Below are 25,777 nucleotides of genomic sequence, written 5' to 3'. Positions count from 1 at the left end.
GAGGGCGGCCGGGTCTCCGCGCCGCCCTCACTCCTGGGCGGCGCGGCCGTTCTGGCCGGCGGCCATGATGGCCTGGAGGATGACGGCCTGGATCTCCGCCGGGTCGCTCACCTCGTATCCGTCGCCGCCGGTGACCCGCGCGATCTCGGCGACCTCCTCGCGGTCGGCGTCCGGGCCCACCGCGATGGCGATGATCGGGACGGGGCGCTCGGGGTCGGCCAGCTCCTTGAGGCGGTCGATCAGCCCGCTCCGGGAGATGCCGTCGTCGTCCTGGTTGGAGCCGTCGGTGAGGATCACCAGAGCGTTGAACTTGCCCTTCACAAAGGTCGACCGGGCCTGTTCGTACGAGGCCAAGGTCGTGTCGTACAGCCCGGTCGCCCCACCCGGCACCGGCTGCAGCCCCGCGAACGCCGCCGACAGCTTCTCCCGGTGGGTCGAGCCGCCCTGGACCGGGTCGCCCAGCCGGCGGGTCTCCATGACCTTGCGGTAGTCCTTCGCACCGTCCAGTGTCGTGGCGAACTCCCACAGGCCGATCTCGTCGTCCGGGGTGAACTGGGCGAGCGCCTGGATGAGCGACTCCTTCGTGACGTCCATCCGCGACAGGCCGCGTCCCGGCACCGGCGTGGCCATGGAGCCCGAGGCGTCGACCACCGTGGTCAGCCGGGCGCTCTGGACGGTGATCGTCCACATCCCCAGCATCTCCTGGAGCTGCTTCGCCGAAGGCGGTTCGGCCGCCGAAGTGGCGTACGGCTGCGGTGACCTGCCGCCCGCCGACGCCACGACGGTGTCCTCGGCGGCTCCGCTCGGCGGCCGGAACCCGTGCCGGGCGAGGACGTTCCGTGAGCTCTTGTCGTTGAGCAGGGTCATGAAGCGCAGAGCCGCGCGGGACTGGGCGAGGGTCAGCTTCTCCTCGTCGACCAGCGTGTACGGGTAGTCGAGCAGCGGAGTGCCGTCCTCCGGGTAGAAGAGGTCGAGCTTGCCGCTGCCGGTGGCCTCCGCGTTGTGGGTGAAGGCGGCCTGCTCGGATATGAGGACCGCCTGGTTGCGTTTCGGATTGCCCTCCTCGGCACCCGCGCCGCTCCGCGCCAGCGTCTCCAGCACCTGCGCGTCACTGTCCGACATCCGCTCGGCCAGCACCTTCGCGGTCTCCGCGACCCGGGTGTCGCTGTCCCCGCCCTGCTGCGCGGAGGAGCCGCCGATGCTGGTGAGAGCGAGGAGGCCGGTGGCGCTGCGCGCCGGATCGGCCGCACCGAGGCGGACCTTGTCCGTGGTGAGGGCGGCGGTGACCACCTCGGCCCAGGAGTACGTCTTCTCCGGCCAGCCCAGCCGCTTCGACGCGGACGGCACCATGGCGAGGGCCACCGGCGAGGAGGCCACCGAGTCCGAGGGCGAGATCGGCGTGCCGGTGCCCAGCCCTTCGGCCCGGTCCAGCCACAGGTCGGAGTCGGGCAGCCAGACCTGGAAGTCCGGTGCCTCGGTGCCGCTCGCGAGGGTGTCGGCGACCTTGTAGGAGTCGCGGGCCACGACCTCCACGTCGAGGCAGTGGCCGTCGGATCTCACCTCGTCCGCCAGGGCCTGCTCGGCGATGTCCCGGACCGCCGGCGCGATGTCCGGTGAGGCGGCCAGGGACAGGCGTACGGCGGAGTCCTCGCACGACTCGGAGAACGACAGCAGGCCGCTGTTGACCGCCACCCCTGTTCCCGCCGCCACCGCGAGGACGAGCAGCGTGGCGATGGCGATGGTGCGACGCCGGCGCCGGGGAGACGTGCCCCCGCGTTCCTCCGGCGCGTGGGCGTCGGGCAAGCTGTGGCGTCCCATGTCGGTGGTGCCCCCCTGAAGACGAACGATGAACGGTGAACAAGGAAAAGGGGGACCGCACCATCGGCAATGGTGGTCGTCCCCCGGCCTGTCGCGCATGATCTTCGTACCTGCATTCGAGACCCTAGCGGGACGGTGGGCGGGATGAGACGCGATTGCAGAACAAAAGGCAGGTGGACCGGTGGAGGCGGGGCGCGTGGCTGATTCTTATCCTCAAGAGGGCGTATCACGAAGGATCTTGCGGTCGGAGACGGTGCTGGTCCTGGCACTCTCGCTGGGCGCGAGTGCGGTCTCCGCGCTCATCAGTTTTGTCGGATCGCTGACGAAACCGGGGGGTTTGAAGGACCAGGCGGCGACGCTGAACGGTTCGTACGCCCCGGGCCGTCCATGGCTGGATCTGGCTTGGCAAATGTTCGGAATCGCAACGGCCCTGGTGCCGGTGGCGCTGGTGGCGCACCTGCTGATCAGGGAGGGCGCCGGGCTGCGGACGATCGGATTCGACCGGACCAGGCCCTGGTTCGACCTCGGTCGCGGGACGCTGATCGCGGCGGGCATCGGCAGCGCCGGGCTCGCCTTCTACCTGATCGCCCGCGCGACCGGCTTCAACCTCACCGTCGTACCGGAGTCGCTGCCCGACGTCTGGTGGAAGTTCCCCGTGCTCATCCTCTCGGCGGCGGAGAACTCCGTGGTGGAGGAGGTGATCGTCGTCGCGTACCTGCTGCGGAGGCTGGACCAGCTCGGCTGGACCCCGATGGCCTCGCTGGTGGCCAGCTCGGTGCTGCGCGGCTCGTACCACCTCTACCAGGGCATCGGCGGCTTCATCGGCAACATGGTGATGGGCGTCGTCTTCGTCCTGCTGTACCGGCGCTGGGGCCGGGTGGGGCCGCTGGTCGTCGCCCATACGCTGCTCGACATCGGGGCGTTCGTCGGGTACGCGCTGCTCGCGGGGAAGGTGGACTGGCTGCCGACGCTGTAGGGACGGCCTGTTCCAGGGCTCAGAGGGTGGTGAGCAGTTCGCCGTCGATGACGGTGACCGCCGCGCCGGTGAGCAGGGTGCGCTCGCCGCGCAGGGCGGTGTGTACGAACCCCGAGCGGGCCGAGGCCTGCAGCCCGGTGAGGTCGTCGCGGCCGAGGCGGGCCGACCAGAACGGGGCCAGCGCGGTGTGGGCGCTGCCGGTCACCGGGTCCTCGTCGATGCCGACGCCCGGGAAGAAGCCGCGAGAGACGTAGTCGTAGCCGCGCGCGGGGTCCTCGGCGGCGGCCGTGGCGATGACGCCGCGCCGCGAGTGGGCCACCAGGGCGGCGAAGTCCGGTTGCAGAGCCCGTACGGTCGCCTCGTCGCGCAGCTCGACGAGCAGGTCGCCGATGTGTTCGCCGGTGTCGTGGACCGTGACCGGCTCCGCTCCCAGTGCCTCGGCGAGGCCGGGCGGCGCGGTCTCCTCACGCAGCGGTGCGGTGGGGAAGTCGAGGGTGAGGGAGCCGTCCGGGCGGGCGGTGGCGGTGAGGATCCCGCAGCGCGCGGTGAACCGTACGGTGCCGGTGGCCCGGCCGGTGATGTGCAGGACGTGCGCGGTGGCGAGCGTGGCGTGGCCGCACATGTCGACCTCGGTGGCCGGCGTGAACCAGCGCAGCGCCCAGTCGGCCTCGCCGCCGGGCGGCAGCGGGTGCGCGAAGGCCGTCTCGGAGAGGTTGACCTCGGTGGCGATCTCCTGGAGCCGTTCGGCGTCCGGGAAGGCGGCGGTTTCCAGCAGGAGGACGCCTGCGGGGTTGCCGGAGAAGGGGCGGTCGGTGAACGCGTCGACGATACGAATCCTCATGGGGCGACCGTAGAACGGCGGTGCGGCAGCGGACCAAGGCCAATCGCGGGTTCCTGGCCTCCTTGTCCGCCGGGCGCGCGTCGGCGGTTCTCAGGAGCAGGGGGTACGGCCCGGCCGGGTGTTCAGCGACCAGGTGTGCGTGCAGCCGGGGCACTGGAGGTGCAGGACCGGACCGTTGGTGGAGATCAGGTAGCGCCAGTGTTCGCCACAGGTGCGGCGGTCCGCGCAGGTCGCGCAGTGGCGGGCGTCGTCGCAGGCGGGGCAGGTCACCCAGGCGCGCCGGGCGGTGTCCGCCTGCGGATCAACGGGCAGCCGCACGGCCCGGATCCTCACCCGGCAGCACACCGGCGGCCACCAGCCGGTCGTAGGTGCGCTGCTGCTCGGCGTCGAGGCCCGAGTAGAGCAGGGCGTAGGCCTCGTCCTCGCCGCGGAGGGCGGCCATCGGCTCCCAGTCGGGCCCGAGCCCGGCGACGACCGCGGCCCGTCGCCGGGCTTCCTCGAAGGTCAGGTCGATGGAGAAGGGGACGAGGGCGGTGTTGCGGTCCTGGCTCATGGCGGTGCTTCCGGTGGGTGTCGGGGGAAACCTCACCATCTGTACCAGGCCCCCGTGGCGGCGGGGAAGGGTGACCTAAGTCGCCTGGTGGGGGGAGTCGGGGCGGCCGTCCGGGTGCGGTGCTCCCGGATCGGCGGGCGAGGGAGGGCGGTTGCCGGTACGGGAGCGCCGGCGCCGATCCCGTACCGTACGCGCGCCTGTGGCCCACCTCATACCGGGAGCTTCCGTCCCAGGCGTACGAGTGGTGACGCGGCCATGACGGCCGGGGACAGCATCATCCCCGCGGCCGCCACCAGGAGGCCGGTGCGCAGCCCCCACCCCTGTGCGAGGACACCGCCGAGGAGTGAGCCGAGCGGGGTGAGGCCCATGCCGGCGAAGGTGATCGTCGCGGCCGCGCGGCCCTGCATCCCGTCCGGCGTGACGGCCTGCCGTACCGACATGACGGTGACGTTCACCAGCTGGCCGAAGGTCCCGAACACGAAGTTGACCGCCAGGAGCGCCGGCACCGTCACCGCCGACGAGCCGTGCAGCGCGGGCACCCAGAGCAGGGCGCCGTTGCCGAGCACCGCGGCGGACACCAGCACCATGCCATGGCCGTACCGTCCGGGCAGCCGCGCGGCCAGGACCGACCCGAGGAGCGCGCCCGGGCCGGTCGCCGCGAGGGCGAGGCCGATGGTGGCGCCCGGCAGGTGCAGTTCGCGGGGGAGGAAGAGCAGGTAGACGGTCATCGTGGCGGCGAAGGAGAACTGGAAGGCCGCCGAGGCCAGGCACACGGCCCGCAGCAGGGCGTGTCCGGCGACGAAGCGGAGACCCTCGCGGATCCGAGGGGCGCGTTCGTGGTGGTGCGGTACGGACTCGGCCCGGCGGATCCGACGGAGGGATACGAACGACGCCGCGAAGAAGAACGCCCCTGAGGCCACGGCGACCGGCGCCGAGAGCGAAGACACCAGCGCGCCGCCGAGCGCGGGGCCGCCGATCTGCGCGGCCGACCGGCTGCCTTCCAGCGCACTGTTGCCTGGGAGGAGCTGGTCGCGTCCCACCAGCCGTACGAGAGAGGCCTGATAGGCCACGTCGAAGAGGACGGACAGTGCTCCCACCGTGAAGGCCACCACGAACAGCGCGGGCAGACCGAGCAGCCCGAGGAGGCCGGCCACGGCGGCCGCGCCCAGCACCACCGCGCGGGCGGCGTCCGTCAGGACCATCACCGTGCGGGCCCGCCACCGGTCCACCCAGGCACCCGCGAGGAGCGAGAGCAACAGGATCGGCGCCTGCCCCACGGCACGGAGGACGCCCAACTGGCCCGCGCCGGCGTGCAGCGTCAGGACGGCGACGAGCGGGAGGACGACGAGCGTCGTGTGTTCGCCGAGCTGGGAGGCGCTCTGGCCCGCCCAGAGTCTGCGGAAGTCGGCATCACGCCACACGCAGGAGGGCGCGGCGGAGGGTGGGGAGGAGGGTGGGGAGGACGGCACGGAAACCTCTGGAGTCGCCGGAACGAGGACCGCCGGCCCGGCGCGCGAAGGCGCACCCGGGCTTCGGGCGGGGTGGAGGGCTCGCTGTGCCGCGATCTCAGGGGCAGCACGCGATGACGGGCCGGATCCGGCCTACGACGTCAACGCGCGCTCGGACGACCGGGCATGCCTCACCGCTTTCCTCGTGGCCACTCGTGGCCCCGCACGCTAGCGCTCGACGGCGAGAGGCGAAAGGCGATTACGGCCGCCGCCCAGGGCGTGGGTACCCACCAGGGCAGCTCCTTGCCAGACGATAGCTTCCGATATATCGTTGAAGTATCGCGACAGGTCGACGATGAAAGGAGCGTAGCGATGCGTTCACACGGATACGAGCACGGGCATGAGCACGGACCGGGGCATTACGGGCCCGGTCATCACGGTCGAGGTGGCCACGACGGCCGCCGCGCCGCCTTCGGGCCGTTCGGGCCGCCGTTCGGCGGCGGGCCCTTCGGTGGCGGGCGTGGCCGGGGCGGCGGTCGGGGGAGGGCGCGGCGCGGTGACGTGCGGGCGTCGATCCTGGCCCTGCTGAAGGACCGGCCGATGCACGGGTACGAGATGATCCAGGAGATCGGCGAGCGCAGTGGCGGGGCCTGGAAGCCCAGCCCCGGTTCGGTCTACCCGACGCTCCAGCTGCTGGAGGACGAGGGGCTGATCGTCAGCGCGAGCGAGGGCGGCAAGAAGCTGTTCACGCTCACCGACTCCGGACGCGGTGAGGCCGAGTCCGGTCCCGAGGCGCCCTGGGAAGAGGCCGGGCGCGGAGCGGACTGGGAAGGCGTCAACGAGATCCGCCAGGCCGGATTCGGTCTGATGGAGGCGTTCGGGCAGGTCTGGAAGACCGGTTCGGCCGATCAGCGGCAGAAGGCGCTGACCGTCATCAACGACGCCCGTAAGAAGCTCTACCTGATTCTTGCCGACGAGCACTGAGCAGGCGTTGTGGCAGGGGTCCCGCTTCCGGCGGGACCCCTGCCACGTTCATGCGGTCAGGGCGTGACCAGGCCGTCGAGCTTGCGCAGGGACTCCTGGAGCGCCGCCGTCGCCGAGTCCTTGAGTTTGCCGCCCATCAGGGAGACCGCCGCGCCGGCGAACTCGCCCTCGATGCGGACCGTGGTGGCACCCCCGTCCGGCGAAGGCGCCAGGGAGTAGCGCATCGCCAGGTTGACCCCCATCGGGCCCTTGCCCCGGGTCGTCAGCAGCCGGCCGTCCTCCAGCTCCGCCACCGTCCATGTCACTTCGGCCGGGAAGCCCATGAGCTTCATGTTCTCCTCGTAGGTGGCCCCGGTCTCCAGTGCCGCCGGGCCGCCCTTGGGGAAGCTGGTGTGGGTGGCGTTCCACTCGCCGTACGACGAGAAGTCCGTCAGCTGCGCCCAGACCTTCTCGGCGGGTGCCTCGATGCGTGCCTCCGCGCTGACCTCGGCCATGCGACCACCTCTGCTTCCTCCGGTTACGGTGCGCGGAAGGTAGCGGCAGCCGCTCCAACATTCAATGCTGATGTGCCGTCAGGTTGGTCGGGGCCGCCGGTTCCGCCCGCCAGATCTCCGCCGCGTCGAACCGGTCCGACGCGCGCGGGTGCGGGCCCTCGTCATGGCAGTGGAAGGCGGTCCAGAACAGATCGGCGGGCAGAGCGTCGTCCGGTGCGTACACGCGGTAGACGTACTCCATCCCGTCCCGGGCGAGCAGAGCGACCATCCAGAACAACCGCCGTTCCCCTTCCGCCCGGAGCCGATGCGTGCTGATGCGTGCTGTCGTCTGAGGGACGTGTGCGCGGGCGCGGCGGTTGCCCGGGGGCGTGCGGCGCAAGGCGGCGCGCCCCCCTGAGGGTGATGGTTGTACGCCGTGGCCCGATCTCATCCGCAGGGATGAGGGGTCGCTCCGGTGTGCCCAACTTGGGTGGGACGCGCGAATGGGCCGCTCCGCCGATGCTTCGCCGGCCGGGGACTGATGGGGTGGAGTAGTGCAAAACCGGACGCCGCGGATCCCCGAACAGCCCGCCCCGAACCCCGTCGGACCCCACAGTTTCCACAGTCCCGACGGCCCCGACGCCAGATTCACCGTCGAACTGGCCTCGGTGGTGACAGGGGCGCGCAGGCGTGCGCTGCGGGACGGTGACCGGCAGATCGACACCGCCCATCTTCTGCACTCGCTCATCGAGAGCGATCCCGAGGTCCGCGAGGCCTTCGACGGCGGACCGCAGCTCGCGAAGGTGCTCGGCTACCTCGTGCAGCGCAGCATCGGTTACGGGCTCCGCTGGCAGGGCTCGGTGGAGGACTCCGGGGCCGTTCCCGTCGTACGGGATCCGGCTACGGAGGGCTGGTCGCCGGCGGCCGTGACCGCGATGGAGGACGCCCTGCGCCGGGCCGGACGGCGCGGGGAGCCGCGCGCCGGCGGGCTGGACCTCCTCGCCGCACTGGCCGCCGACGGCGAGTCCCGTGCGGTGGAGGTGCTGGGCCGGGCGGGCGTGGACGCGCGGTGGCTGTCGGGCCGGGCGGTGGAACGTACGGCGGAGGCGTCCCGGCTGAGGTGAGCCCCGGGTTCGACGTCGGCGTCTCGACAGGTGTCACGGAGGTGACGGTCCTGTCGGCTGCTGTCATGATGTGCCGATGCACGCGTCTCGGGGTACTCAGAAGCGGAGCGCCGGCCTGGGGCTCGCGCTCCTTTCGGCCTTCGCTTTCGGCGGCTCGGGGGTCGCCGCCAAGCCACTGATCGAGGCGGGGCTCGACCCGCTGCACGTGGTGTGGCTACGGGTGGCGGGCGCCGCCGTCATCATGCTGCCGGTCGCCTGGCGCCACCGGAACCTCGTACGTGAGCGGCCCGCGCTGCTGGCCGGGTTCGGGCTCTTCGCCGTGGCCGGGGTCCAGGCGTTCTACTTCGCCTCGATCTCCCGCATCCCGGTCGGCGTGGCCCTCCTGGTCGAATACCTGGCCCCGGCGCTGGTCCTCGGCTGGGTCCGGTTCGTCCAGCACAGGCCCGTCACCCGGGCCGCGGCCCTCGGTGTGGTCCTGGCGGTCGGCGGCCTCGCCTGTGTCGTCGAGGTCTGGGCCGGGCTCAGCTTCGACGCCCTCGGGCTGCTGCTCGCCCTCGGTGCCGCCTGCTGCCAGGTGGGCTACTTCGTCCTCTCCGACCACGGCGGCCAGGAGGGCAAGGGCGAGGACGGCCGGCGGGCCGAGCCTCCGCATCCGCTCGGCGTCATCTCGTACGGACTGATCGTCGGTGCCCTGGTCCTCACCGTCGTGGCGCGGCCGTGGGGCATGGACTGGTCGCTGCTCGGCGGTGGCGCCGGGATGGACGGCACCGTGGTCCCCGCCTGGCTGCTGCTCGGCTGGATCGTGCTGATCGCCACCGTGCTCGCGTACGGCACCGGCGTCGTCTCCGTCCGCAGGCTCTCGCCGCAGGTCGCCGGGGTCGTCGCCTGCCTGGAGGCGGTCATCGCGACCGTGCTGGCCTGGGTGCTCCTCGGCGAGCACCTCTCCGCCCCGCAGCTCATCGGCGGCTTCACCGTGCTGGCCGGTGCGTTCATCGCCCAGTCGGCCGCTCCGAAACCGCCGTCGGGGCCGGTTGCCGCGGGTACGGGCGCGGGTGCTGTGGCCGGGGCCGCCGAGAGTGAGTTGTCGGCCGGGCGGGCTTCGCATTAGTGTGCCGGCCATGCATCTGACTGTGCTGCCGCCGCCTGTCGCCTAGCGCGCGCGGCCGCTTCTGACGAAGACCGGGCTCGGGCAGTCCCCGAGCGGCTCGTCGCTGCCCGCGCGCGGAGCCGAGCGACCACCACCCTGTCTTCCTCAGGAGCAGTCCTATGTCCATGCCCGCTGTTTCCGCGCTGCCCGTCGGGCGGAGCCTGCTGTACCTCGTCGTCGCCGGAGTCGCCTGGGGCACCGCCGGTGCGGCCGCCTCGCTGGTCTTCCGGGTCAGCGATCTCGGCCCTCTCGCCCTCTCCTTCTGGCGCTGCGCCGGCGGCCTCGTCCTGCTGGCCGGCGCGCTCGCCCTGCGGCCCCGCCGCGCGCCCCGGCAGCCGGAGCCCCGGCGCCGCCGGCTGCTGCGCATCCTCGGGACCGGGGTGGGGCTGACCGTGTTCCAGAGCGCCTACTTCGCGGCGGTGGACCTCACCGGCCTCGCCGTCGGGACCGTCGTCACGCTCGGCGCCGGGCCCGTCCTGATCGCCGTCGGCGCGCGCGTGATGCTCGGCGAACGTCTCGGCCTGGGCGGTCTGGCGGCGGTGGCCGGTGCGCTGGCCGGTCTCGCCGTGCTCGTCCTCGGCGGTGAGGGCGGCGAGGTCATGCCGGCCGGAGTGCTGCTCGCGCTGCTGTCGGCCGCCGGGTACGCGGCGATCACCCTGCTCACCCGGTGGCTCGGGCGGGACGGCGGTGGCGGTGACGCGCTGACCACCAGCGCCTGGGCGTTCGGCATCGGAGCGGTCGGGCTGCTGCCCATGGCGGCGGCCGAGGGCCTCGTGCCGCACACCGCTCAGACGGGCCAGGTGCTGTGGCTGCTGGTCTACGTGGCGGCGGTGCCCACCGCGCTCGCCTACGCCCTGTACTTCGCCGGGGCCGCCGCCGTCCGCTCGGCCACCGTCTCCGTGATCATGCTCCTGGAGCCGGTGAGCGCCGCGCTCATCGCGGTGACCGTCCTGCGGGAGCGGCTGACGGCGGCCACCGTCGTCGGGACCCTGCTCCTGCTGACGGCCGTGGCCGGACTGGCGCTGGCCGAGGCGCGGGGCGCGGCGGTCGCGCGCCGGAGGCAGGCCGAGGCTCTGGCGGCGTAGCGCTGTCGCGGGTCGGGGCCCGGAGCCGGCTGCCGAGGCTCCGGGCCCTGACCGGTCCCGGGGTCAGAGCGCACGGAGATAGTCCGGTACGCCGACGGCCGGGTCGAGGTCGTCCGCCGGGACCGGCTGCGCGTAGCCCCGGGTGAGCGGCACGATGCCGGTCCAGTGCGGGAGGGCGAGGTCCTCCGGCTCGTCGTTGGGGCCGCCGGTGCGGACCTTGGCGGAGACCTCGTCCAGGTCCAGCCGGATCACCGCCGTGGCGGCCAGCTCCTTGGCGTTGGCCGGGCGCGCGTCCCGCGAGCGGCCGGGGACGGCCTGGTCCACGATCGCGTCCAGGGCGATGCGCCGCTCCTCGGGGTCGGTCACGGTGGTGGCGGTGGAGTGGACCACCACCGAGCGGTAGTTGAGCGAGTGGTGGAAGGCGGACCTGGCCAGCACCAGGGCGTCGACATGGGTGACGGTCAGGCAGACCGGCAGCCCCGGGTCGGCGGCGGCCCGGGTGCTCCGCAGCGGGCGGGAGCCGGTCGACCCGTGGACGTACAGCCGCTCTCCGACCCGTCCGAACATGGTCGGCAGCACGACCGGTGCCCCGTCCCGGACGAAGCCGAGGTGGCAGAGGTAGGTCGCGTCGAGTATCGAGTGGACCAGCTCGCGGTCGTAGGAGGCGCGCCCCTTCGCCCGGGTGGGGACCGTGCGGTCGGTGGCGGTGTAGGCGGCGGTGGCTGACATTGCGTACCTCATTGCACTAGTGCATACTGTTGTTTGTGCTAGGAGAGTATCGGATCAGTGGGCGGCGCGCATCGGAGATTGCCGCCAGTGTGGAGCGCGGGGTCGGTTCCGGAGACCTCCCGCCCGGTCATGTGCTGCCGCCCATGCGGGAGTTGGCCGCCCATCTGGAGGTCAACCCGAACACGGTGGCCGCCGCCTACCGGACGCTGCGCGAGCGCGGGGTGATCGAGACGGCGGGCCGCCGGGGGAGCCGGGTGCGGCCGCGTCCCGCGAGCACCCCGCGCGGTTCCCTGCGCATCGAGGCGCCGCCGGGCGTACGTGACCTCGGCGAGGGCAACCCCGATCCGGACCTGCTGCCGGCGCTCGGCCCGGCGCTCGCCGTGGCCGCCGCGGTCGACGCCGAGAACCCCGGCCTGTACGGGGAGGTGCCCGTGGTCCCGGAGTTCGCCGCGCACGCGCGTGGGGCGATGGACGCCGACGGAGTGCCCGACGGGCCGGTCGCGGTGACCTCCGGGTCGCTCGACGCCATCGAGCGGGTGCTGGCGGCGCACCTGCGGCCGGGCGACGCGGTGGCGGTGGAGGATCCCGGGTGGGGGAGCGTGCTCGACCTCGTACCGGCGCTCGGGCTGCGTGCCGTACCGGTCGGGGTGGACGACGACGGTCCGCTCGTCGCGGATGTGGAGCGGGTGCTGCGGGCCGGGGCGCGGGCGCTCGTCGTCACCGACCGGGCGCAGAACCCGACCGGCGCCTCGGTGAGCGCTGGCCGCGCCCGGGAGCTGCGGGCCGTGCTCGCCGGCCACCCGGACGTGCTGCTCATCGAGGACGACCACGGCCACGCCATCGTCGACCTGCCGCTGCACCCGCTGGCCGGCACTACCGGCCAGTGGGCCTTCGTCCGCTCGGTGGCCAAGGCGTACGGACCCGATCTGCGGGTCGCCGTCCTCACCGGCGACCCGGTCACGGTCGACCGGGTGGCGGGCCGGCAGCGGCTCGGGCCCGGGTGGGTCAGTCGGCTGCTCCAGCGCGCGGTGCTCCACCTGTGGACCTCGGACGCCGTCGACACCGCCGTCGTCGCCCGGTCGTACGGAGAGCGGCGGGACGCCCTGGTGCGCGCGCTGGCGGAGCGCGGCGTGGCGGCCCGTGGGCGCAGCGGGATGAACGTGTGGGTGCCCGTCAGCGACGAGACCGGGGCCGTCGCTCGGCTGCTGCACGCGGGTTGGGCCGTGGCCCCCGGGGCGCGGTTCCGGATGGGCACGCCTCAGGCGGTGCGGCTCACCGTCTCCCGGCTGACGGCCGAGGACATCGGGCCGCTGGCGGACGCGGTGGCGGCGGCGGCCGGCCCCGCCCGGCCGGTGACGTACGGCTGAGGTCTTCGGCGGAGCGCGTGTTCAGCCGTACGCGCCGGTCACGTACGGCTGAGACGCTTCGTACGGCCGCCCGCCGCACGGGGCCGTACGGCCGGCGGCCGGCTCTGCGTGAGCGCCGCCCCGGCCAGCACGATCACCGCGCCCACCGGCGTGTTCCAGGTCAGCTGTTCGCCGAGCAGGGTCACGCCCGCCGCCGTGGCGATCACCGGGATGAAGTACGTGACCATCTGCCCGGTCGTCGGGCCGACCTCCTGGACCAGGCCGTACTGGAGCAGCACCGCGAGCCCCGTGCCGAGTGCGCCGAGCGCCAGCACCGAGAGCGTGGGCAGCAGCGGGAAGGTGTCCGGGGCCGAGGTGAACACCGGGGTCACCACGGCCAGTTGCAGGGTGCCGACGAAGAGCTGGCTGCCGGTGAGCGTGAGCGTCGAGGAGCCGGTGGCCGCCAGCGTACGGCGGACGTAGATCCAGCCGACCGCGTAGCTGAACGAGGCCAGCAGCGCCATCCCCGTACCGGCCAGGTCCAGGCCGGAGAAGCCCTGCCAGGCGCCCAGGACCGTCAGCACGCCGAGGAAGCCGACGCCCAGTCCCGCGACGCGGCGGCGGGTCGGGCGGTCCTCGGAGAGCGCGACCACCGAGAGGGCCATGCCCCACAGCGGCGAGGTCGCGTTGCAGACGCCGGCGAGCGTGGAGGGGATGGTCAGCTCGGCGTAGGAGAAGAGCGAGAACGGCAGCGCGTTGAGGAAGAACGCCGCCACCGTGATGTGCCCCCAGGTCCGGGCCGAGCGCGGCAGCCGCTCACGGCGCATCGCCATCGCCACGGCCAGGACGGCGGTCCCGGCCAGCAGCCGGCCGAGCGTGACCTGGAACGGCGCGTACCCCTCGGTGCCCACCTTGATGAGCAGGAAGCTGAACCCCCAGATCAGCGAGAGCGCGGCGAACCGGATCCGCCAGTCGACGGCCGGGCGGCGGGCGGTGGTCGCGGGGGACAGGGGTACGGATGCGGGTGCGGCCGCAGGGGCGGCGGGCTGCTGGCAGGGGGCGCTCATGGCTCAACGATGACGAACAGCACTCCTTAGAACAAGCGAGAGTTTCTGTTCGTGTTCGCGTAGCATTGCTTACCATTCGAACTCCGGAGCGGACCTGGTGAACCCGGAGCGCCTACGTCGAACCTGGAGGGCACATGCTGAATCTGGAGCGGCTGCGCACGCTGGACGCCCTTGCCCGGCACGGTTCGGTGAGCGGGGCCGCCGGGGGGCTGCATGTCACCACGTCGGCGGTCTCGCAGCAGATGGCCAAGCTGGAACGTGAGGTCGGACAGCAGCTGCTCGCCAGGAACGGCCGCGGCGTCCGCCTCACCGACGCGGGCCGGCTGCTCGCGGACCACGCCGCGCGGATCCTGTCGCAGGTGGAGCTGGCCCAGTCCGACATCGAGGCCCAGCGCGGTGAGGTGGTCGGTGAGGTGACGCTCTCCGCGTTCCCCACCGCGGCGCGCGGACTGCTCCCCGCCACGCTCACCGCGCTGCGTGCGGACCATCCCGAACTGAAGGTGTACACACGTGAGTTGGAGCCGGAGCAAGGGCTCCAGGCCGTGCTGCGAGGCGATGTCGACGTGGCGGTGGCGCTCGACTGGAGCAACAAGCGGCTGCCCGTCCCCGGTGGCCTGTCCAAGGCCGAACTCCTCGACGACGCACCGGACATCGCCATGCCGGCCGGACATCCGCTGGCCGGCCGGTCCGAGGTGGAGCTGGAGGACTTCGCCAGGGACGAGTGGGTCTCCTGGCCCGAAGGCGAATTCTGTTACGAGTGGCTCATGTTCACCCTCCGCTCCCGAGGCATCGAGCCGCGCATCTCCCATCTGGCCGGTGAGCACCACACGCAACTCGCGCTGATCGCGGCCGGGTTCGGTGTCTGCGTGGCGCCCCGGCTGGGCCGCGGTCCCGTTCCCGACGGGGTCAGTCTGGTGCCGGTGCGGCAGACCATGCGCCGCCATATCCACGCCGTCTGGCGCACGGACGCCGACCGCCGTCCCTCGGTCCGGGCCGCGGTCGAAGCGCTGCGGACGGCGGGTGCACGGGTGGCGGCCGGAGCCTCCGCCGACCGGTGACTACCGCCCGAGCGCCGCGAGTTTGCGGAAGTCCCACGAGGTGATGGCATCCGGTGTGAGCCGCAGCCAGGCGTGCCGGCCGTCGTGCGGCATCTCCTCCATCCCGAAGTACTTCGCGGGGAACAGTCGCTCCGGTACGTCGAGTTCGGGACACGGCTCGCCCGTGCGCGGCGCCTCGCCGACGAACTCCGCCGTACCGGACAGCTCCACGCCGCGCAGCTCGTCGTACGCCTCCCCGTCGTCGACCACCACCGCGATCCTCGGGTCCTTGCGCAGCTGCGACCAGCGCAGGCTGCGGGTGATGGAGTACAGCCAGAGCGAGGTGCCGTCCCAGACGAACCAGAGCGCGCCGATGTGCGGAGGGCCGTCGGCGGCGAGCGTGGCGACCCGGCAGGTGCGCTGCTCGCCGAGGTAGGCGTCCCGCTCCTTGGGGGTCATCATGATCCGGCGGCCGCGTCGCTGGGTGTCGGTCATACGGGTCCTCCCCTTGTCATCTGCCGTGCTGTCCTTGCCATCTGCCTTGCCACTCTTGCCATCTGATGAGCCGTCAGAAATCATGGGGGCTCTTTCCCGCCGACGCAACGGGAACAGGCAGGAGGAGGAGCCGTGGTCTCCAGGCAATCGCAGGAACGGCTCGCCGCGCTGCTCGACCCCGCCACCACCGTACTGCTGACCGTCGAATGCCAGCAGGGGGTCGTCGGACCGGACAGCGCCCTGCCCGAACTCGCCGCGGCCGCACGGTCCTCCGGCGCCCTCGACAACATCGCCCGGCTGGTCGCCGCCGCCCACGAAGGCGGGGTCCAGGTCATGCACGCCGTCGCCGAGAGCCGCCCCGACGGACGCGGCGCCAACCGCAACGCCCGGCTCTTCCGCGCCGCCGCCCGCCTCCCGCTCCAGCAGCACACCGGCACCACCGCCGTACGGGTCGCGGCGCCCCTCCAGGTGGCTGACGAGGACCTCGTCGTACGACGGCTGCACGGGCTCTCGCCGCTCGCCGGGACCGATGTGGACGCCCTCCTCCGCAACCTCGGCTGCCGGACGCTCGTCGTCACCGGCGTCTCGGCCAACGTCGCGATCCCCAATGCCGTGTTCGACGCCGTCAACCTCGGCTACACGGCCGTCGTCCCGTCCGACGCGATCGCGGGGGTGCCCGCCGAGTACACCCCCGCCATGATCCGCAACACCCTCGCCCTGGTCGCCACCATCGCCACCACCGACGACATCCTGGGCCGCTGGAAGGCGCCCCGCAGACGGAGCGGCCGGCCGGGGGAGAAGCCTCCTACGCCAGCGTGATCGACCCGCCCTCCACCGAGATATCCCGCGCGGGCAGCGGCTGCGTGGCGGGTCCGCCGGTGGGGCTGCCGGTCGCCGCGTCGAACGTCGAGTTGTGGCAGGGACAGGTGATGACGTTGTCCGTGACGTCCTTGACCGCGCAGCCCTGGTGGGTGCACGTGGCCGAGAACGCCTTGAACTCACCCGCGCTCGGCTGGGTCACCACGACCTTCTGCGCCGCGAGGACGACCCCGCCGCCCTCGGGGATGTCGGCGGTCTTCGCCAGGACGGCACCGCCCGCGCCGCCGCTCCCCGGCTGCTCGACCGACTCCGCACCGCCCTGACTGCCCGACCCGTCCGAACTTCCGCACGCGGTGAGTGCGGCAGCCGCCCCGGCCGCTCCCACCGCCAGGACGACGGTGCGGCGTTCGAGGAGGTGGTGGCGCTCCTGCGCTGCGCTCATCGTGGCATTCCCTTCATCGGTGTCCATGGCTTCGGGCATGGGTACGGAGAGCGGGGCGCCGGTGTTCAGCGAAGAGGGCCGGGGCGCGCTCAGGTGCCGCGTCCCACGAGGCCGGTGCGCCAGGCCCAGGCGGCGATCTCCACCCGGTTGCGGGCGGTGAGCTTGGCCTGCACGTTGGTGAGATGGGTCTTGACCGTGCCCACGGTGATGAACAGGGCCGCGGCGATCTCCGCGTTGGTCAGCCCCTCGGCCAGCAGCACGACCACTTCCCTCTCGCGCGGCGAGAGCCGGTCGGCGGGCTCCTGCCGGGCGGAGACGGTACGGAGCCGTTGCAGAAGCCGCACGGTGATCGACGGGCTGACCAGGGAGTCACCGGCCGCGGCCGCCCGTACCGCCTCGGCGAGCAGCCGTGGACCGGAGTCCTTGAGGATGAACCCGGCCGCACCCGCCTCCACCGCGCGGGTCAGGTACTCCTCGTCGTCGAAGGTGGTTACCATGACGACCTGCGGCCGGTGCGCGAGGTGCGGGCGGGTGAGCCGGATCAGGGCGTCCAGGCCGTCCAGACGCGGCATCCGGATGTCCATCAGCACGACGTCCGGCCGGTGCAGGGCCGCCATCTCCACGGCGTGGACGCCGTCCTGGGCGTGGGCGACCACCTCGATGTCGTCCTCGGCGGAGAGGATCATGGCCATGCCGGTGCGGACGATCTCCTGATCGTCGGCGAGAAGGACCCGGATCACGGACGCTCCCCCTCCACGCTCTCGAAGGGAACCCGGCCCTCCACGCTCTCGAACGGGATCCGGGCGCTCACCCGCCACTCTCCCCGGCCGTCCGGGCCCGCACGGAAGGTGCCGCCCTCGGCGGTGACGCGCTCCTCCAGCCCGAGCAGACCGTATCCCGACCGCGCCGGCGCTCCCGGTCCCGGCCGGTCGTTGACGATGTCGAGTTCGGCGGTACGGGAGAGGACCGTGAGCGTCACGGTCACCTGCCGGGCCTCCGGCGCGTGCTTGCGCACATTGGTCAGCGACTCCATGACGACCCGGTGCACCACCGCCATGGCCGCCGCGGGCAGGCTGCCGACGGGCCCCTCCTCATGGAGGCGGGCCGACGGGCCGTTCTCGTACGGGGCGAACGCCGCCACCAGCGCGCGCAGCTGCTCCACCCCTCCCGCCGGTACGGGCGCGGCCTCGGTGCGCAGCCCGCTCACCATGTGCCGCAGCGCCTGGAGAGCCTCCGACGCGGCCCCCTCGATCTGCCCCAGCGCCGGTACGGTCAGCTCCGGCTTCGACGCCGCGACCACCTGGGCGCCCTGCGCCTGTACGACGATCCCCGTCACATGGTGGGCGACGAAGTCGTGCAGGTCCCGCGCGAAGGCCAGCCGCTGTTCGAGGCGCACCTGCTCGGCGTGCCGGCGGCGGTCGACCGCCACCAGCCGGGCCACGAGCGCACCGACCAGCGCGGCACACACGGCGAACGTGCAGAACAGCGCCACGATGAGACTGTTCTCGCTCGCCTCAACCGCCACCGGCCGCAGCACCACCGCCGCACACAGCACCAGGGCCGCACCGGCGGCCGGCCGGGCGGCGCCGTACCGGACCGTGATGACCAGCACCACGATGAGCGCGGCGATCTCGAACAGCGTGTAGGCGTCGGCCCGCCCGATCGACGACCCCGGCTGCTCCGCCTCCCGCCGCATCCACGCGCTGCACCCGAGCGAGACGGCGCCCGCGATCCCGCCGGCCACCGCCAGGGCCACCGGACCCACCCGCCGCCGGCGCACCGCCCAGGCGGGCACCATCAGGAACGGTGCCGCGGCCGAGAGGAGGACCTGGGGCGCGAGTGCCGTGCGGTGGACGCCGGTACGGAAGTCGGCGGCGAGCGCCAGCACCAGGACGGACCCCACGAGGGCGACGCCGAGGCAGACCAGCACGCCCCGCAGCCAGGAGGGGCCTCTGCCGAAGTGAGCGATGTACATACCCGCAGCGTACGGACCTGCCGCGGCGGGCTCCTCTGCCGAAAGTCGTAGAGCCCCGGGCCGGTCTCCGACCTTCGGCAGATCCGCGCGGGCACCCCGGACGGACACGATCGCCGAGACGATCGACCAGTACGCCACAGGAGCCCGCCATGACCTTCCAGACCCAGATCCCCACCGCCGCCGTTCTCGGGCCGGCGCTGGCGGTCTTCGCCGCCGTGGCGCTCGTACGCCGCCGAGGCGGTGCCCCCGGCTGGCGCGGCGGACCGCTGGCGCTCCGCGCCGTCACCGCGGTCTACGCCACGGCGGTCGCCTCCCTCACCTTCTTCCCGCTGTGGATCTACGGCGGGGACTACCGCAACCAGATGCCGTGGACCGGACAGATCCAGCCGGTCCCGTTCCTCACGGCGGACTTCTCCATGGTTCCCAACGTGATCATGTTCGTCCCGCTCGGCTTCCTCCTGCCGCTGCTCCTCTCCGGGATCGGCCGCGGCCGCACCGTCGTGCTCTGCGCCCTGGTCAGCCTCGGCATCGAGGTCGTCCAGCTGCTCCAGTACATCGCCTTCGGCAACGGCCGTTCCGTCGACGTCAACGACCTGATCGCCAACACCCTCGGCGGCCTCCTCGGCTACGTCGTCCTGCGCGCCGCACAGCGCTCGGCGGCCACGCGCACCGTGCTGGAGAAGGCGTCCCCGGCGCCGAGCACGGTCTGACCGGCCGCCCACAGCGAGGGCCCGGGGGAATCCCCCCGGGCCCTCGCTCATCGGTTCGTCATCCGCCTACCAGCGGACCGCGTCCAGCGCGTCCACCACTCCGGCCCCGTAGAAACCGTTGTAGCTCGTGCCGCCCTCGCAGACCGCGTCGATGACCCCGTCACCGTTGTAGTCGTACGGTGCGCCGCACGCCTTGGCGTCCGCCTGGAGGCCCAGCAGCACCTTCACCGCCGCCGGTGAGGCGTACGGGTGGCGGGACTTGATCAGGGCCACGACGCCCGCGACGTGCGGGGAGGCCATCGACGTACCGGCCTTGTAGCCGAACCGGCCGCCCGGCAGCGTGGAGAGGATCAGCCCGCTGACGGCCGGCGGCTCCGGCGTCTGGAAGACCGTCGAGTCACCGCCCGGAGCGGCCACGTCGATGACGCCCTTGCCGTAGTTCGAGTACGAGGACTTCCATCCCTTGGCGCCCGTCGCGGCGACCGTCACCACGCCCGGCAGCATGGTCGGGATGTCCGGGCAGACGCGCGGGTCGACCGTCCGGGTGACCGGCTCGGTGTCGTTCGGGCTGGACCGGTCCTCGATCGTCCGGGAGGCCAGGTCGTGGCGGGCGTTGCCGGCCGCGGCCACGTTGACCGTGCCCTTGCGCTCGGCGTACTTCACCGCGCGCGTGAGGGACTCGACCAGCGCGCCCTGGTCCGGGTCGTTCTTGCACGCGAACAGCCACGGGTCGGTGTAGTAGCTGTTGTTCGTCACGTCCACGCCGCGCTCGGCCGCCCACAGGAAGCCGCAGACCACGGCCTCGGTGTAGAAGTAGCCCTCCGGCGTGGAGACCTTGATGCCGGAGACCTTCACACCCGGCGCCACGCCCGTCACGCCGACCCCGTTCTTCGCCGCGGCGATGGTGCCCGCCACATGCGTGCCGTGGTCGCTCTCGCCCGCCGCCGGGCGCCAGGAGCCGGCGGTGGTGTCCGGTGCGCCGGTCACACAGTTGACGGAGGCTTCGCGGTCGAAGTTGGGTGCCAGGTCCGGGTGGGTGTCGTCCACGCCGGTGTCGATGACGGCGACCGTGACCCGCTTCGAGCCGAGCGACTTCTGGTGGGCCTTGTCCGCCTTGATCGCAGCCAGCGACCACTGCAGCGGCTCCAGCGGGTCCTCCGCCGCCGTCGCCTGCGCGGCGGCGGCCGCCGCCTGAGCCTCCGTCAGCGGTTGCGCCATGGCACCGACGTCCTTGGTGGCCTGCGGCACGATGGGGTTGGTGCGGGTGGCACCGGCGGACTGCACGCCCCGTACGCGGCGGATCGTTTCGCCGAAGGCCGGGTCCTGCGCGTGGGCGACGATGACGCCGATCTGCTCGTACGAGATGACGACCGTGCCGCCGGCCTGCGTGATGGCCTTCTCCACCTGCCGGACGGCCGCGCGGCCGCTGCCGGTGTTGACGACGTAGCTCAGTTTCGGTCCGTCGGTGCGCGGGGTCGCGGTGGCCGGTGCGCCGGTGGGCGCCGCCGTGGCCGTGGTCGCCGGGAGGAAGCCGAGCGAGGCGACGAGCGCGAGTCCGACGGGCAGCGCGAGAGCGCGGGTCCGTCTCGATGCCAGATGAGCCATGGGTTCTCCACATCATCCGTGCCGGTCGACCGGACACCTGGCGTGTTCGGTCGCGTACATGACGAGTGAAGCTATCGCCGATCTTCCCGACCCATCAACGCCTAGGGGCAAGTGGGTTCGAAGAGTGCACCTGTGCGGCCGCATGCGGACGCCGGTCCGAGGCGCGGCTCGGGCGCTCTTCGCCGGTGATCACCCCGGTCACTATGCTCACTCCATGCCGCCGGTCGTCGACCGGCGGCACAGGACGGACGGCCGGCGGCCGGGAGAAGCAAGGCGGAGAAGATGGGTGGCCCAGGAAAATGCTGAGAGAGGTCACCGCGACCCGCTATGTCACGCCCTTGCGTGAGGGCGGCTCGCTCCCGGGGATCGTCGAGGCCGACGACCTCGGTACGTACGTCATGAAGTTCACCGGCGCAGGCCAGGGCCGCAAGACGCTCGTCGCGGAGGTCATCTGCGGCGAGCTGGGCCGCCGGCTCGGGCTGCGGGTGCCGGAGCTGGTGACCATCGAGCTCGACCCGGTCATCGGGCTCGCCGAACCCGACCAGGAGGTGCAGGAGCTGCTCAAGGCGAGCGGCGGCCTGAACCTCGGCATGGACTACCTGCCGGGCTCGCTCGGCTTCGACCCGCTCGCCTACGAGGTCGGCGCGGCCGAGGCGGGCCGGGTCGTCTGGTTCGACGCGCTGATCAACAACGTCGACCGCTCCTGGCGCAACCCCAACATGCTCGTCTGGCACGGAGACCTCTGGCTCATCGACCACGGCGCCACCATGATCTGGCACCACAACTGGCCGGGCGCCGAGGCCTCGGCCGCGAAGCCGTACAACGCCTCCGACCATGTGCTGGCCCCCTTCGCCCCGGACATCGCCGCCGCTGCCGCCGAACTCGCCCCGCTGATCACCGAAGAGCTGCTGACCGAGGTGGCCGCCGAGGTGCCGGACGCCTGGCTGGTGGACGAGCCCGGGTTCTCCTCCACCGACGAGCTGCGCCGCGCCTACGTGACGCCGTTGCTCGCCCGGGCCGCCACCATCCATGAGCGGATCACGCTGGACGCGCCCGCCCCGAACCGGCCCTCGCAGGCCCCGGGCTGGCTCACCGACCGGCTGCCGCCCCGGCACCGGCCGTCCTCCGGCGACGGAGCCGCGGCAGCCGCCCGTACCGGCCGGGAGGGTGGCCGATGACGCGCCGCGATGTCTTCGAGTACGCGCTCCTGCGGGTCGTCCCGCGGGTCGAGCGCGGGGAGTGCTTCAACGCCGGGGTGCTCGTCTACTGCCGGGCGCACTCGTTCGTCGCCGCCCGTACGCATCTGGACGAGGCGAAGCTCAAGGCCCTGGACCCGAACGCCGACGTGGTGGGCGTACGGGCCGCTCTCCGCGCGGTCGAAGGGGTCTGCGGCGGCGGTGAAGGAGCCGGTCAGGCGGCCGGCGACGATGCCGGGCGGCGCTTCCGCTGGCTGATCGCGCCGCGCTCCACGGTCGTCCAGCCCGGTGCCGTGCACAGCGGCCTCACCACCGACCCGGCCGGTGAGGTGGAGCGGCTGCTCGACCTGCTGGTGCGCTGACTTCCGGTACGAGGGGGCCGCCGCCGGGTGTGACGTGCGGCCTCCCGGGCCGTACGCCGTTGACACCGGGTGCCAGGGCTTCTAGCGTCTCGTCTGCTGAAGGTACTAAGCGGTTGCTCAGTCATCGGGGTCTCTCTGCTGGGACTGTCAGGGAGACGCTCCGACGTCCGCTGAGCCGCGATTCCAAGGGCGAGGAGAACCAAGCATGTCCACCACCGAGCAGCGCGTCGCCATCGTGACGGGAGCGGCGCGGGGCATCGGCGCCGCCACCGCCGTACGCCTGGCGGCCGAGGGCCGCGCCGTCGCCGTACTCGACCTCGACGAGGCGGCCTGCAAGGACACCGTCGAGAAGATCACCGCCGCCGGAGGCACCGCGCTCGCGGTCGGCTGCGACGTGTCGGACAGCGCCCAGGTGGAAGCCGCCGTCGCGCGGGTCGCCGCCGAGCTGGGTGCCCCGACGATCCTCGTGAACAACGCGGGCGTGCTCCGCGACAACCTGCTGTTCAAGATGAGCGAGTCCGACTGGGACATCGTGATGAACGTCCACCTCAAGGGCGCGTTCCTGATGGCCAAGGCCGTCCAGGCGCACATGGTGGAGGCCAAGTTCGGCCGGATCGTCTCGCTGTCCTCCTCCTCGGCCCTCGGCAACCGCGGCCAGGCCAACTACTCCGCCGTCAAGGCGGGGCTCCAGGGCCTCACCAAGACGCTCGCCAAGGAGCTCGGCAAGTTCGGCGTCACCGCCAACGCCGTCGCGCCCGGCTTCATCGTCACCGAGATGACCGCGCAGACCGCGGCCCGCGTCGGCATGGGCTTCGAGGAGTTCCAGGCGGCCGCCGCCACCCAGATCCCGGTCCAGCGCGTCGGCCGTCCCGAGGACGTCGCCAACGCCATCGCCTTCTTCGCCGGTGACGACGCCGGCTTCGTCTCCGGCCAGGTCATCTACGTGGCCGGCGGCCCCCTCAACTGACCCGAAGGGCAGCGAACGACATGACGGTGCAGGACAGCGGAAAAGTCGCGCTCATCACGGGCGCCAGCCGGGGCATCGGCTACGGGGTCGCCGAGGCGCTCGTCGCGCGCGGCGACCGGGTGGCCATCACCGGACGGGGCGAGGACGCCCTGAAGGAGGCCGTGGAGCGGCTCGGCGCCGACCGGGTCATCGCCATCCCCGGCAAGGCCCACGACGAGGCCCACCAGGCGGCGGCGGTCGAGCGGACCATGGAGGCGTTCGGCCGGGTCGACTACCTGGTGAACAACGCGGGCACCAACCCGGTCTTCGGCCCCATGGCCGAGCTCGACCTGAACGTGGCCCGCAAGGTCTACGAGACCAACGTGATCTCGGCGCTCGGCTTCGCCCAGCAGACCTGGAAGGCCTGGCAGAAGGAGAACGGCGGGGCGATCGTCAACATCGCCTCCGTCGCCGGCGTCGCGCCCTCGCCGTTCATCGGCGCGTACGGGATGTCGAAGGCGGCCATGATCAACCTGACCGCCCAGCTGGCGCACGAGTTCGCGCCGGTCGTCCGGGTCAACGCGATCGCGCCCGCCGTGGTCAAGACCAAGTTCGCCGAGGCGCTCTACGAGGGCCGCGAGGCGGAGGCGGCGGCCGCCTATCCGCTCGGCAGGCTCGGCGTTCCGGAGGACATCGGAGGTGCCGCGGCCTTCCTGACCTCGGCGCAGTCGGACTGGATCACGGGGCAGACCCTGGTGGTCGACGGAGGAATTTTCCTCAACGCCGGTGTCGGCTGAGAGTGGCCTGAACCGGTTTGGCCCTGATTGACTCAAGTGCCCCGCTGGACCGACGGATTGTTCCGGCGGGGCGCTGCGGTATGGTCTGCCGACCCATGGCTGATCGAGGAGCGTGCACGTGTTCTACCGGGCCAGTCTGCAGGCCGCTGCAGCCCTAGCATCCCTTTCTCTGCTGGCAGGCTGCGATCTTCTCTCCGACAGCGGATCGGAAGAGAACCAGAAGATAACCGTCGGGACGACGAGCTCCCCGTCCACGCTGGATCCCGCGGCGGCCTGGGACGGCTCCTGGGAGCTGATGCGGAACATCTACCAGACCCTGGTCAGCTTCCCCACCGGCAGTACGAGCCCCGAACCGGACGCGGCCGACACCTGCACGTTCACCGACGCCACGAGCATGGCCTACCGGTGCACGCTCAAGAAGAACCTCAAGTTCTCCAACGGCGAGAAGCTCGACGCCGAGGCCGTCAAGTACTCCATCGACCGGGTCGTGGACATCCACTTCAAGGGCGGCCCGGCCGGCATGCTCGGCTCGCTCGACCGGATCGAGACCAAGGGTGACGACACCGTCATCTTCCACCTGAACAAGTCCGACGCCACCTTCCCGTTCATCCTGGCCACGCCCGCCATGTCCCTCGTCGCCCCCGGCGACTACCCGAAGGACAAGATCCGCGACGACGGCAAGATCACCGGCTCCGGGCCCTACCTCCTGGACTCCTACGAGGCCGGTGTCTCCGCCGAGCTGACGAAGAACCCCGACTACAAGGGCTTCGCCAACCGGAAGAACAACGCGGTCACCATCAGGTACTTCGAGAAGTCCAACGAGATGGTGGAGGCGCTCAAGACCAAGGAGATCGACGCGACCTACCGCGGTCTGACCGCCGAGGAGGTCGTCGGCCTGGAGGACAAGAAGGAGGGCAACGACGGCCTCCAGATCATCGAGACCACCGGCGCCGACATCCGCTTCCTGGTCTTCAACCCGAAGGACCCGGCCTCCGCCAAGCCCGCCGTCCGCAAGGCCATCGCGCACATCGTGGACCGCGACGCCCTGGTCGCCAAGGTCTACCGGGGCACCGCCGAGCCTCTCTACTCGATGATCCCCAAGGGCATCTCCGGGCACACCACCAGCTTCTTCGACACCTTCGGCGACCCGGATGTGAAGAAGGCCAAGGAGATCCTCACCGAGGCCGGGATCACCGAGCCGGTGAAGATGACCTTCTGGTACACCTCCGACCGGTACGGCTCCTCCACGCAGCCCGAGTTCGAGGAGCTGGAGCGGCAGCTGGAGAAGTCGGGCCTCTTCGAGATCACGCTGGAGAGCGCGCCCTGGAAGACCTTCCAGGAAGGCTTCACGCAGGGCGACTACCCGGTCTTCGGCCGTGGCTGGTTCCCGGACTTCCCGGACCCGGACAACTTCATCGCCCCGTTCGTCGGCGAGGAGAGCGTCACCGGAACCCCGTACCGCAACAAGGAGATCACCCAGCAGCTGATCCCCGCCACGCGGCAGGAGAGCGACCGGGGCGCGGTCAGCAAGCAGTTCGAGCGGGCCCAGCAGATCCTCGTCGACGACGTCCGGCTGCTGCCGCTCTGGCAGGGCAAGCTGTACGTCGCCTCCGGCGAGGACATCGGCGGCGGCGAGCGCGCGCTCGACCCGCAGACCGTCATGCAGATGTGGGAGCTGTACCGCAAGGCCAGCTGGTAGCAGGTAGCCGGTGGCAGGTGTACGGGCCCGGGGAGTTCGCCTCCCCGGGCCCGTTGTCAGTGGCGGGCGGTAGGTTCGGGGATCAAGAACCTGTTGCTCACCG

The 25,777-nt window shown here is 72.1% G+C and carries 28 protein-coding genes; 14 read left to right on the top strand and 14 right to left on the bottom strand.

Features of this window, described 5'->3' with window-relative positions; genetic code table 11:
* Positions 1 to 27 precede the first annotated feature (27 nt).
* Positions 28 to 1,818 carry a substrate-binding and VWA domain-containing protein gene (locus ACQP09_RS03265; RefSeq protein ID WP_433395842.1) on the bottom strand — a complete coding sequence of 597 codons (1,791 nt, stop codon included), beginning with the start codon at positions 1,816 to 1,818 and terminating at the stop codon, positions 28 to 30.
* Between the two features lie 196 nt (positions 1,819 to 2,014).
* Between ACQP09_RS03265 and ACQP09_RS03260 the strand changes: the two genes are divergently transcribed.
* Positions 2,015 to 2,794: a CPBP family intramembrane glutamic endopeptidase gene (locus ACQP09_RS03260; protein ID WP_404070431.1), complete on the top strand. Its 780-nt coding sequence runs from the start codon at positions 2,015 to 2,017 to the stop codon at positions 2,792 to 2,794.
* 19 nt (positions 2,795 to 2,813) lie between these two features.
* Here the strand turns inward: ACQP09_RS03260 and ACQP09_RS03255 are convergent, their stop codons facing one another.
* The 4 genes from ACQP09_RS03255 to ACQP09_RS03240 form a co-directional block, all read right to left on the bottom strand.
* Positions 2,814 to 3,635 (bottom strand): PhzF family phenazine biosynthesis protein, encoded by an 822-nt coding sequence (locus ACQP09_RS03255; protein ID WP_433395839.1) that lies wholly within the window; start codon positions 3,633 to 3,635, stop codon positions 2,814 to 2,816.
* Between the two features lie 90 nt (positions 3,636 to 3,725).
* Positions 3,726 to 3,953, bottom strand: a complete 228-nt coding sequence (locus ACQP09_RS03250; RefSeq protein WP_433395838.1) for a hypothetical protein — start codon at positions 3,951 to 3,953, stop codon at positions 3,726 to 3,728.
* Positions 3,937 to 4,188, bottom strand: coding sequence for a DUF6400 family protein (locus ACQP09_RS03245; RefSeq protein ID WP_433395836.1), 252 nt, complete (start codon positions 4,186 to 4,188; stop codon positions 3,937 to 3,939). The genes ACQP09_RS03250 and ACQP09_RS03245 overlap by 17 nt, the downstream gene beginning before the upstream one ends.
* A 209-nt stretch (positions 4,189 to 4,397) precedes the next feature.
* Positions 4,398 to 5,657: an MFS transporter gene (locus ACQP09_RS03240; protein WP_433395834.1), complete on the bottom strand. Its 1,260-nt coding sequence runs from the start codon at positions 5,655 to 5,657 to the stop codon at positions 4,398 to 4,400.
* 351 nt (positions 5,658 to 6,008) lie between these two features.
* Between ACQP09_RS03240 and ACQP09_RS03235 the strand changes: the two genes are divergently transcribed.
* Positions 6,009 to 6,620, top strand: coding sequence for a PadR family transcriptional regulator (locus ACQP09_RS03235; RefSeq protein WP_432152626.1), 612 nt, complete (start codon positions 6,009 to 6,011; stop codon positions 6,618 to 6,620).
* Between the two features lie 56 nt (positions 6,621 to 6,676).
* Here ACQP09_RS03235 and ACQP09_RS03230 read toward each other — a convergent pair whose 3' ends face one another.
* Positions 6,677 to 7,114, bottom strand: coding sequence for a type II toxin-antitoxin system Rv0910 family toxin (locus ACQP09_RS03230; protein ID WP_433395832.1), 438 nt, complete (start codon positions 7,112 to 7,114; stop codon positions 6,677 to 6,679).
* Between the two features lie 61 nt (positions 7,115 to 7,175).
* The gene (locus tag ACQP09_RS03225) at positions 7,176 to 7,391 is read right to left on the bottom strand and encodes a hypothetical protein (RefSeq protein ID WP_404070441.1); all 216 of its coding nucleotides are present in this window, start codon (positions 7,389 to 7,391) and stop codon (positions 7,176 to 7,178) included.
* 256 nt (positions 7,392 to 7,647) lie between these two features.
* Here ACQP09_RS03225 and ACQP09_RS03220 point away from each other — a divergent pair, with 256 nt between their 5' ends.
* From ACQP09_RS03220 to ACQP09_RS03210, 3 genes are all read left to right on the top strand, one after another.
* Entirely contained in the window at positions 7,648 to 8,217 is a 570-nt protein-coding gene (locus ACQP09_RS03220; RefSeq protein WP_433395830.1) for a Clp protease N-terminal domain-containing protein, read from the top strand.
* A gap of 76 nt (positions 8,218 to 8,293) precedes the next feature.
* Positions 8,294 to 9,325 carry an EamA family transporter gene (locus ACQP09_RS03215; RefSeq protein WP_433395828.1) on the top strand — a complete coding sequence of 344 codons (1,032 nt, stop codon included), beginning with the start codon at positions 8,294 to 8,296 and terminating at the stop codon, positions 9,323 to 9,325.
* Positions 9,326 to 9,483: 158 nt separating this feature from the next.
* The gene (locus tag ACQP09_RS03210; RefSeq protein WP_433395827.1) at positions 9,484 to 10,449 is read left to right on the top strand and encodes a DMT family transporter; all 966 of its coding nucleotides are present in this window, start codon (positions 9,484 to 9,486) and stop codon (positions 10,447 to 10,449) included.
* 63 nt (positions 10,450 to 10,512) lie between these two features.
* On the opposite strand, the gene ACQP09_RS03205 is transcribed toward ACQP09_RS03210, so the two are convergent.
* Positions 10,513 to 11,178, bottom strand: a complete 666-nt coding sequence (locus ACQP09_RS03205; protein WP_433395825.1) for a pyridoxamine 5'-phosphate oxidase family protein — start codon at positions 11,176 to 11,178, stop codon at positions 10,513 to 10,515.
* A 35-nt stretch (positions 11,179 to 11,213) separates the two neighbouring features.
* Between ACQP09_RS03205 and ACQP09_RS03200 the strand changes: the two genes are divergently transcribed.
* Entirely contained in the window at positions 11,214 to 12,545 is a 1,332-nt protein-coding gene (locus tag ACQP09_RS03200) for an aminotransferase class I/II-fold pyridoxal phosphate-dependent enzyme (protein ID WP_433395823.1), read from the top strand.
* Positions 12,546 to 12,583: 38 nt separating this feature from the next.
* On the opposite strand, the gene ACQP09_RS03195 is transcribed toward ACQP09_RS03200, so the two are convergent.
* The gene (locus ACQP09_RS03195) at positions 12,584 to 13,591 is read right to left on the bottom strand and encodes a DMT family transporter (protein WP_433395821.1); all 1,008 of its coding nucleotides are present in this window, start codon (positions 13,589 to 13,591) and stop codon (positions 12,584 to 12,586) included.
* Between the two features lie 134 nt (positions 13,592 to 13,725).
* Between ACQP09_RS03195 and ACQP09_RS03190 the strand changes: the two genes are divergently transcribed.
* Positions 13,726 to 14,649: a LysR family transcriptional regulator gene (locus ACQP09_RS03190; RefSeq protein ID WP_433395819.1), complete on the top strand. Its 924-nt coding sequence runs from the start codon at positions 13,726 to 13,728 to the stop codon at positions 14,647 to 14,649.
* On the opposite strand, the gene ACQP09_RS03185 is transcribed toward ACQP09_RS03190, so the two are convergent.
* Positions 14,650 to 15,123, bottom strand: coding sequence for a pyridoxamine 5'-phosphate oxidase family protein (locus ACQP09_RS03185; RefSeq protein ID WP_432152617.1), 474 nt, complete (start codon positions 15,121 to 15,123; stop codon positions 14,650 to 14,652).
* A 132-nt stretch (positions 15,124 to 15,255) separates the two neighbouring features.
* Here ACQP09_RS03185 and ACQP09_RS03180 point away from each other — a divergent pair, with 132 nt between their 5' ends.
* A complete protein-coding gene (locus ACQP09_RS03180; RefSeq protein ID WP_433395817.1) occupies positions 15,256 to 15,942 on the top strand; it encodes a cysteine hydrolase in 687 nt (228 codons plus the stop codon).
* Here the strand turns inward: ACQP09_RS03180 and ACQP09_RS03175 are convergent.
* From ACQP09_RS03175 to ACQP09_RS03165, 3 genes are all read right to left on the bottom strand, one after another.
* On the bottom strand, positions 15,929 to 16,384 hold the full coding sequence (locus ACQP09_RS03175) for a Rieske (2Fe-2S) protein (RefSeq protein WP_433395815.1): 456 nt from the start codon (positions 16,382 to 16,384) through the stop codon (positions 15,929 to 15,931). The two genes, ACQP09_RS03180 and ACQP09_RS03175, sit on opposite strands and share 14 nt — an antisense overlap.
* A gap of 89 nt (positions 16,385 to 16,473) precedes the next feature.
* Positions 16,474 to 17,124, bottom strand: coding sequence for a response regulator (locus ACQP09_RS03170; RefSeq protein WP_433395813.1), 651 nt, complete (start codon positions 17,122 to 17,124; stop codon positions 16,474 to 16,476).
* Positions 17,121 to 18,359, bottom strand: coding sequence for a sensor histidine kinase (locus tag ACQP09_RS03165; protein WP_433395811.1), 1,239 nt, complete (start codon positions 18,357 to 18,359; stop codon positions 17,121 to 17,123). Before ACQP09_RS03165 ends, ACQP09_RS03170 begins: the two co-directional genes overlap by 4 nt.
* 149 nt (positions 18,360 to 18,508) lie before the next feature.
* Between ACQP09_RS03165 and ACQP09_RS03160 the strand changes: the two genes are divergently transcribed.
* On the top strand, positions 18,509 to 19,069 hold the full coding sequence (locus tag ACQP09_RS03160) for a VanZ family protein (RefSeq protein WP_433395809.1): 561 nt from the start codon (positions 18,509 to 18,511) through the stop codon (positions 19,067 to 19,069).
* A gap of 66 nt (positions 19,070 to 19,135) precedes the next feature.
* Here the strand turns inward: ACQP09_RS03160 and ACQP09_RS03155 are convergent, their stop codons facing one another.
* A complete protein-coding gene (locus tag ACQP09_RS03155) occupies positions 19,136 to 20,674 on the bottom strand; it encodes a S8 family peptidase (protein WP_433395807.1) in 1,539 nt (512 codons plus the stop codon).
* A gap of 299 nt (positions 20,675 to 20,973) precedes the next feature.
* Here ACQP09_RS03155 and ACQP09_RS03150 point away from each other — a divergent pair, with 299 nt between their 5' ends.
* The 5 genes from ACQP09_RS03150 (at position 20,974) to ACQP09_RS03130 (ending at position 25,674) form a co-directional block, all read left to right on the top strand.
* Complete coding sequence (locus ACQP09_RS03150) at positions 20,974 to 21,852, top strand: HipA family kinase (protein ID WP_433395805.1); 879 nt, start codon at positions 20,974 to 20,976, stop codon at positions 21,850 to 21,852.
* Positions 21,849 to 22,232, top strand: a complete 384-nt coding sequence (locus tag ACQP09_RS03145) for a DUF3037 domain-containing protein (protein ID WP_404070499.1) — start codon at positions 21,849 to 21,851, stop codon at positions 22,230 to 22,232. Before ACQP09_RS03150 ends, ACQP09_RS03145 begins: the two co-directional genes overlap by 4 nt.
* Positions 22,233 to 22,437: 205 nt before the next feature.
* Positions 22,438 to 23,199: a 3-oxoacyl-ACP reductase FabG gene (gene fabG / locus ACQP09_RS03140; protein WP_015607234.1), complete on the top strand. Its 762-nt coding sequence runs from the start codon at positions 22,438 to 22,440 to the stop codon at positions 23,197 to 23,199.
* Between the two features lie 20 nt (positions 23,200 to 23,219).
* Entirely contained in the window at positions 23,220 to 23,975 is a 756-nt protein-coding gene (locus ACQP09_RS03135) for an SDR family oxidoreductase (protein WP_404070501.1), read from the top strand.
* Between the two features lie 118 nt (positions 23,976 to 24,093).
* Entirely contained in the window at positions 24,094 to 25,674 is a 1,581-nt protein-coding gene (locus tag ACQP09_RS03130; protein WP_433395802.1) for an ABC transporter substrate-binding protein, read from the top strand.
* Positions 25,675 to 25,777 lie beyond the last annotated feature (103 nt).

Source organism: Streptomyces sp. CA-146814, from assembly GCF_050942385.1.
GTDB lineage: Bacteria > Actinomycetota > Actinomycetes > Streptomycetales > Streptomycetaceae > Streptomyces.
The sequence above is the reverse complement of the archived record's forward strand: the minus strand, read 5'-3'. Positions and strand labels throughout refer to the sequence as shown.

Bases quoted from the DNA above. Each gene is read 5' to 3' on its own strand.
- ACQP09_RS03265 (WP_433395842.1), bottom strand. From the start codon at position 1,818: ATGGGACGCCACAGCTTGCCCGACGCCCACGCGCCGGAGGAACGCGGG.
- ACQP09_RS03255 (WP_433395839.1), bottom strand. From the start codon at position 3,635: ATGAGGATTCGTATCGTCGACGCGTTCACCGACCGCCCCTTCTCCGGC.
- ACQP09_RS03245 (WP_433395836.1), bottom strand. From the start codon at position 4,188: ATGAGCCAGGACCGCAACACCGCCCTCGTCCCCTTCTCCATCGACCTG.
- ACQP09_RS03235 (WP_432152626.1), top strand. From the start codon at position 6,009: ATGCGTTCACACGGATACGAGCACGGGCATGAGCACGGACCGGGGCAT.
- ACQP09_RS03230 (WP_433395832.1), bottom strand. From the start codon at position 7,114: ATGGCCGAGGTCAGCGCGGAGGCACGCATCGAGGCACCCGCCGAGAAG.
- ACQP09_RS03215 (WP_433395828.1), top strand. From the start codon at position 8,294: ATGCACGCGTCTCGGGGTACTCAGAAGCGGAGCGCCGGCCTGGGGCTC.
- ACQP09_RS03210 (WP_433395827.1), top strand. From the start codon at position 9,484: ATGTCCATGCCCGCTGTTTCCGCGCTGCCCGTCGGGCGGAGCCTGCTG.
- ACQP09_RS03205 (WP_433395825.1), bottom strand. From the start codon at position 11,178: ATGTCAGCCACCGCCGCCTACACCGCCACCGACCGCACGGTCCCCACC.
- ACQP09_RS03195 (WP_433395821.1), bottom strand. From the start codon at position 13,591: ATGAGCGCCCCCTGCCAGCAGCCCGCCGCCCCTGCGGCCGCACCCGCA.
- ACQP09_RS03190 (WP_433395819.1), top strand. From the start codon at position 13,726: ATGCTGAATCTGGAGCGGCTGCGCACGCTGGACGCCCTTGCCCGGCAC.
- ACQP09_RS03185 (WP_432152617.1), bottom strand. From the start codon at position 15,123: ATGACCGACACCCAGCGACGCGGCCGCCGGATCATGATGACCCCCAAG.
- ACQP09_RS03175 (WP_433395815.1), bottom strand. From the start codon at position 16,384: ATGAGCGCAGCGCAGGAGCGCCACCACCTCCTCGAACGCCGCACCGTC.
- ACQP09_RS03165 (WP_433395811.1), bottom strand. From the start codon at position 18,359: ATGTACATCGCTCACTTCGGCAGAGGCCCCTCCTGGCTGCGGGGCGTG.
- ACQP09_RS03160 (WP_433395809.1), top strand. From the start codon at position 18,509: ATGACCTTCCAGACCCAGATCCCCACCGCCGCCGTTCTCGGGCCGGCG.
- ACQP09_RS03155 (WP_433395807.1), bottom strand. From the start codon at position 20,674: ATGGCTCATCTGGCATCGAGACGGACCCGCGCTCTCGCGCTGCCCGTC.
- ACQP09_RS03150 (WP_433395805.1), top strand. From the start codon at position 20,974: ATGCTGAGAGAGGTCACCGCGACCCGCTATGTCACGCCCTTGCGTGAG.
- ACQP09_RS03145 (WP_404070499.1), top strand. From the start codon at position 21,849: ATGACGCGCCGCGATGTCTTCGAGTACGCGCTCCTGCGGGTCGTCCCG.
- fabG (WP_015607234.1), top strand. From the start codon at position 22,438: ATGTCCACCACCGAGCAGCGCGTCGCCATCGTGACGGGAGCGGCGCGG.
- ACQP09_RS03135 (WP_404070501.1), top strand. From the start codon at position 23,220: ATGACGGTGCAGGACAGCGGAAAAGTCGCGCTCATCACGGGCGCCAGC.